2 protein-coding genes are annotated in these 6000 nt (G+C 59.8%); both read left to right on the top strand.

All coding sequences use genetic code 11. The annotated features are described in order from the left end of the window. The first annotated feature begins 365 nt into the window (after nt 1-365). A complete protein-coding gene (locus tag Q3C01_RS32705; protein ID WP_458149391.1) occupies nt 366-1742 on the top strand; it encodes an FAD-binding oxidoreductase in 1377 nt (458 codons plus the stop codon). A gap of 137 nt (nt 1743-1879) precedes the next feature. Next, nucleotides 1880-5149 (top strand): adenylate/guanylate cyclase domain-containing protein, encoded by a 3270-nt coding sequence (locus Q3C01_RS32700; protein ID WP_458149390.1) that lies wholly within the window; start codon nt 1880-1882, stop codon nt 5147-5149. The last annotated feature ends 851 nt before the right edge of the window (nt 5150-6000 follow it).

The following is a 6000-nucleotide window of genomic DNA, read 5'->3' as shown; positions in this document are numbered from 1 at the left end:
AGTGGTCGGGATCACCATCCCGCCGGATGTGAGGTTAGCAGGGCAGCCCTGCAGCAAGAGAGCTCACCTCGGATCGCCGTCGGCTGAAGGCCATTGACAGAGGACTCTGACTTGCACCCGACCGCAAGCCGAACGCCAGATTCTTCTTGCAACGCGGGCGTCGTCCACACATGACCCAAATGATCGCGGCAACGCACCTTCCTTTCCTGGATGGTCGCGACGATTCGACGCATGACCTGCGGTTTGGACATTGAACCTCCCGGATTTCACAGCAGACGAAAATCAATCGCGGAGAATTTAACTGCCTAGCGACCAGCCTAGATCGCCAAGCGAGCATGCTCCGCTTGTGAAATAGGAGGGACGGCATGACCGATCCGGCAGCCCTGGCGAAGGGATTTCGCGGCCAGATGGTGACCCCGTCGGACGCGACTTACGACGCCGCTCGCAAGCTTTACAACGGTATGATCGACAAGCGTCCGCGCCTGATCGCGAAATGCGTCGACGTTGCCGACGTCATTACCGCGGTCAATCTCGGCCGCGATACCGGCGTTGCGGTTGCAATCCGGGGCGGTGGACATAATGGGCCTGGGCTCGGTAGCGTCGAGGATGGTTTGGTCATCGATCTGTCCGCTATGAAAGGTGTGCGGGTCGATCCGGTTGCTCGGACGGCACAGGTGGGTGCTGGATGCACCCAAGGCGACGTCGACCACGCGACCCATGCTTTCGGACTGGCTATGCCGGCCGGCATCATATCTACCACAGGCATCGCTGGACTGACGCTAAGCGGAGGTCATGGGTATCTGACACGCAAGTACGGCTTGGCGATCGACAATTTGATGGAGGTGGACGTCGTACTCGCCGACGGTCGCTTCGTGAGGGCCAACAAGGATACCAACCCTGAGCTGTTTTGGGGCCTGCGCGGCGGCGGCGGTAATTTTGGCGTGGTCACGAGTTTCGTCTTCCGGCTTCATCCGGTCAATCAGGTCTACGCTGGACCGGTCGCCTGGGATCAGCGGCACGCACGCATGATCATGCAGCGCTATCGCGAGTTCCTGCCCAAAGCGACGGAAGACCTCGGAATTTTCCTCGGATTGAAGACGGTTCTGTCATCCGCCCCCTTCCCGCAGGAACTTTGGGGGAAGCCGATTTGCCTTCTGATGTGCTGCTACAACGGCGGGGAGGACGATGGCAAGAAGTCGCTCGAGCCCTTACTTCGCGAGTTACCCGATCCGTGGATCAACTGGGTGGGAATGATGTCATATCCCGCAGTTCAGAGCATGTTCGACGGACTCTACCCATCAGGAATGCAATGGTACTGGCGCGGCGATTTCGTCAAGACGCTACCGGACGAGGCAATCGATGCGCATCTCGCGCAGGCCGCAAACACGCCGAGCGAATTGTCGCTAATGCACCTTTACCCGATCGACGGCGCTGTTCATCGCATCGAGAGTGGGGAGACCGCCTGGAATTGCCGAGATGCCACCTGGTCAATGGTTATCGCGGGGATTGATCCGAATCCGCAAAAGGCGGGCCCGATCACGCGTTGGACCAAAGCTTATTGGGAAGCGGTTCATCCCTATAACTTGGCGGGGGCGTACCCGAACTTCATGATGGACGATGAGGGTGACGCGAGACTCAAAGCGACCTTTGGCAACAACTACGACCGCCTGACCGCTGTCAAGAAGAGCTACGATCCGACCAACCTCTTCCGTGTGAACCACAATATCAGGCCTGCCGCCTGAACGTACCCGGCACGCGGTCAGACCAGTCAGGTCGCGCGTGAAGTGCACCGAAGCTGTCCCGGGCCTGCGCCGGCAAAGGATCTAAAGTGTGAGCCGGATCGCTCTGCAGACCGCGGTCGCCTCGCGAGGGCCCCAGGATGCGCTGCGCGAGCTGTAGCACGGAAAACAGTTCAGACCGTCGTTTCTGTGCCGAATGCGGGTGCGCGCTGCCCGTTCCGTGCCGAAATTGCGGCTTCCTCAATCAAGCGGGTATGAAATTTTGCGGCGGCTGCGGCGCTGCTCTTGTAACTGTCCTCGCTGCGTCTGACCTCCTCACGTCCGGCACTGGGGGCCGGTCAGCGGTTGGCGATCGGAGACAGGTCACGGTCCTTTTTGCTGACCTTTCAGGCTTCACCCGCCTCAGCTCAGCGCTCGACCCGGAGGAGACTCATCGTCTTCTCAACTCCTACTTCGAGCTCATCGACGATATCGTCGTGAACTATGGCGGGACGATAGACAAGCACATCGGCGACTGCGTCATGGCAGTATTCGGCGCGCCCACCGCCCACACTGATGATCCAGAACGGGCAGTACGCGCCGCGCTCGACATTCATCCAGCGATCCAGAGTCTCAGTGACAAGGCGGGTCGTATTTTGAAGGTCCATCTGGGGCTTGCCTCAGGCCAGGTAGTCGCAAGCAAAACCGGCAGCCGCGAGCGGCAGGAGTACACGGTGACAGGGGATTCGGTGAACCTTGCCTCGCGGCTAACCGCGATGGCCGGGCCAGGCGAAACTTTCGTTTCCAGCGCCGTCTACCATTCTCTGCTGGATCGCTTCGAGGGAGAAGAGGTCGGGACGTTATTGATCAAGGGTCTCGACAAGCCGGTCGCGGTCTGGCGCGTTCGCAGCCTGCGGAGCGCCGATGCACAACGGATCCATAGGCGGTTGGTGGGCAGACACGGCGAAATGGCCCAGTTCAAGGGGATCATCGCTAGCTGTCGAGAAGCGGGTGCGGGACTCGCCCTCTATATTCGCGGCGAGGCGGGCATTGGTAAAACGCGGTTGGTTGAGGAGTTTCAGCGGATCGCCTCGGGTCAGCATTTCACCTGCCATGTCGGCCGCGTGCTTGATTTCGGCGTCGGCAAAGGTCAGGACGCTATTCGAGCGGTGGTCCGCAGCTGCCTTGGGTGCGCAGGACAGGGCGAGACAGCCGCCCGCGCTGCGGCGGAACGGCTTCTCTCGGAAGAGCTCCTGAACCCGGATCACCTGGTCTTCTTGAACGACCTGCTAGACTTGCCGCAGCCGACGGAGCTGCGAGCATTGTATGACGCCATGGATAATTCGGCACGCAATCTCGGGAAACGCAAGACTGTGGCCGAGGTGGTCCGGCGCCTCAGCGCGCGTCGGCCGCAGATGGTCACAATCGAAGACCTGCATTGGGCCGACGTGATCGCTCTTGCTCATGCAGCTGAGCTAGCTGGGATCACTGGGCTTTGTCCATTCGTCCTGGTGATGACCTCACGCACGGAAGGGGACCAACTTGACGTGACGTGGCGCAGCCGGACTCGCTCCGTGCCGCTTGTCACAATCGACCTTGGTCCCCTGCGGGAGCAAGATGCGCTTGCACTCGCGGGTGAGTTCAGCGGTGTGAGCGAGCCGTTTGCCCTCGCATGTGTGAAGAGATCCGATGGACACCCGCTGTTTCTGGAGCAGCTTCTGCGCAGCGGTGGCGAAGGCGGTCTGGACAGCATTCCGGCGTCTATTCAGAGCCTCGTGCAGGCAAGGATGGATACCCTGGAGCCAGCAGATAAACACGCCCTTCAGGCAGCCTCGGTGCTAGGCCAACGCTTCTCACTCGATCTCCTGCACCAGCTCATCAACAACGACCGTTATGTCTGTAAAGGCCTTGTCGAGCAGGATCTCGTCCGTTCAGATGGCAGCGATTTTGAGTTTGCCCATGCTCTTGTACAGGAGGGAACCTATTCCTCGCTGCTGACCGCAACCCGTCGGGAGCTGCATCGTCGAGCTGCCGCATGCTTCGCGCAAAGTGATCCTGTGCTTCATTCGGCTCATCTCGACCGCGCCGGCGATCCTGCTGCGCCTCGTGCATATCTGTCGGCGGCTCGATCACAGGCGGCCGCTTATCACAATGAGCGCGCGCTGCACCTGGTCGAACGCGGTCTCGCTCTGGCAATCGAGCGGTCCGACCTCTACGCGCTGACTCAATTTCGAGGCGAGCTTCTACATGATCTCGGTGCTATCGCCGAAGCGCGTCAGGCCTTTCAACGGGCTCTCGAAGTCGGCGGAGATAACGTTGAGCGCTGCCGGGCGTGGATCGGCTTGGCTGCCGTGATGCGAATCAGCGATCAGATTCAAGACGCATTTCAAGCCTTGGAAGAAGCCCAGGCGCTTGCGACCGCCGAGAACCTAATCGTCGAACTGTCTCGAATACACCATCTCCAGGGCAATTTGTACTTTCCCCTCGGCAAGATCGAGAGCTGCGTCAAGCAGCACGATCTGGCCTTGCGGTACGCGCGGCAAGCCGGCTCGGCTGAGCGCGAAGCGCAGGCGCTGGGTGGCTTGGGCGACGCTGCCTATGTGCGGGGGCGCATGCTAACGGCGCGCCGGTACTTCGATCAATGCGTTGCCGTCAGCCGGCAGCATGGCTTTGGCCGCATCGAGGTCGCCAATCTCAATATGGCTGCACTAACACGCCAATACGCGAACGAGTTGCCGAAGGCTGCGGAGGACGCCCTAACTGCCGCCGATGCGGCTGTACGTGTGGGTCACCAGCGCGCGGAATTGCTTGCTCGGAATATAGCCGCGTTTGCCTTGTATGATATGGCTGAGTTGCAGCGAGCGCGAGACCAACTGCTACACGCGAGGGAGCTCATTGAGCGCATCGGCGCGCGCCGTTTCGTGCCGGAAAACCTAACATATCTCGCGAAAATCAGTCGAGCGGAAGGCCGGCAGCCCGAAGCCCGACGGTTGCTGGATGAGGCCATCGCTGTGAGTCGGGAGACTGGAATCACGTTTTTCGGGCCGCGTGTCCTGGCCGAGCTGGCCCTTTCTGCGGAAGACACCGCGCAGCAACAGAAAGCATTAGGCGAAGGCGAGCAGATCCTGGCCGGCGGTTGTGTTGGACATAATCATCTTTGGTTCTATCGAGATGCTATGGAGGCCGCGCTCAGCGTCCGGGACTGGCACTCGGTCGATCGATATGTCGCTGGCCTCGCAGTTTTTACGGAACCTGAGCCACTTCCCTGGGGCACTTTCTTCATCGCTCTGGGGCGAGCGTTGTCGGATTTCGGTTGCGGGCGGTGCAATGACAGAACGTTGTACGAGCTGCGGCGTCTACAAGACGAAGCGGGCCAAGCTGGCCTCAAGCTCAGCGCGATAAAGATTGAGCAGGCGTTATCCAGCGTCTAGAATCTGTACGATCCGCGCTTTCGGAATCGCAGCGATTCATTTTTGCCGTGTCAGAGATTGCTGAGTTTGGGAAATCGATGCTTCGTGCCTCCAGCCAAAGGCGGTGGCCAGCTGTCGCTGAAGGGGGACCTGGAGCGCTCAGCCGGGAGTGAAATTGACGGGTACCTGTATCGAGGATCAACTGCGACAGTTGGCCTTTTCGTACTGTTATCGCCACATCGCGATCTTCGGGCAGCAACGCCATCGCTCTCGCGACCGCGGAGTGCAGTCTCATCACTTTGGCCAAGACAACAATCTCTTCCGGGGTCTAAGACTGCGGGCATTGTCCGTCCCCATGCTGGCCGCAAGCCAGTACTCCGACTTACGGCTTCAATGTCGGGCTCTGAAAAAGTAAGCGCGGACGTCGCGTTACTTGCGTGCGTGGGCGGAGCTTGGAGTACGCCTGCTCATCCAAAGGCCGAGTTCTTCCATAACGTTGGATACGCGAACGCGGCAGCGCCTGCTCCGGTCTGCAGCTCAGGCGTAATCCCATTTCGGCCACCGGAGGATGCGCCCACCTGTCCCTCGTTAATAAGAATTCGTCTGACATCACGTCCGCCAACGGCCGTCATTACGAGCCAGAACTGGCTGTCGGCCGACGCGTCGGACGATAATCCTCGCCAAGAAATCGGCGTTTGCATCCGCTCTCCGGGTATCGCCAGTATCCTGTTCGACCGCTTTAAGTCGGCGACGAATGCCTAGCTCGAAGCGATACCAGAGGCTCAAGGAATATGCTGCGCCGGCTGCGGCAATCTAACGCACAAACAACATTGACTCTGAACTTAGGCGAGTTCCATACTTTGCCCATCTCT

Source organism: Bradyrhizobium sp. UFLA05-109 (assembly GCF_054185165.1).
This window is presented reverse-complemented; position numbering and strand designations above follow the sequence as displayed.

Bases quoted from the DNA above. Each gene is read 5' to 3' on its own strand.
- Q3C01_RS32705 (WP_458149391.1), top strand. From the start codon at position 366: ATGACCGATCCGGCAGCCCTGGCGAAGGGATTTCGCGGCCAGATGGTG.
- Q3C01_RS32700 (WP_458149390.1), top strand. From the start codon at position 1,880: ATGCGCTGCGCGAGCTGTAGCACGGAAAACAGTTCAGACCGTCGTTTC.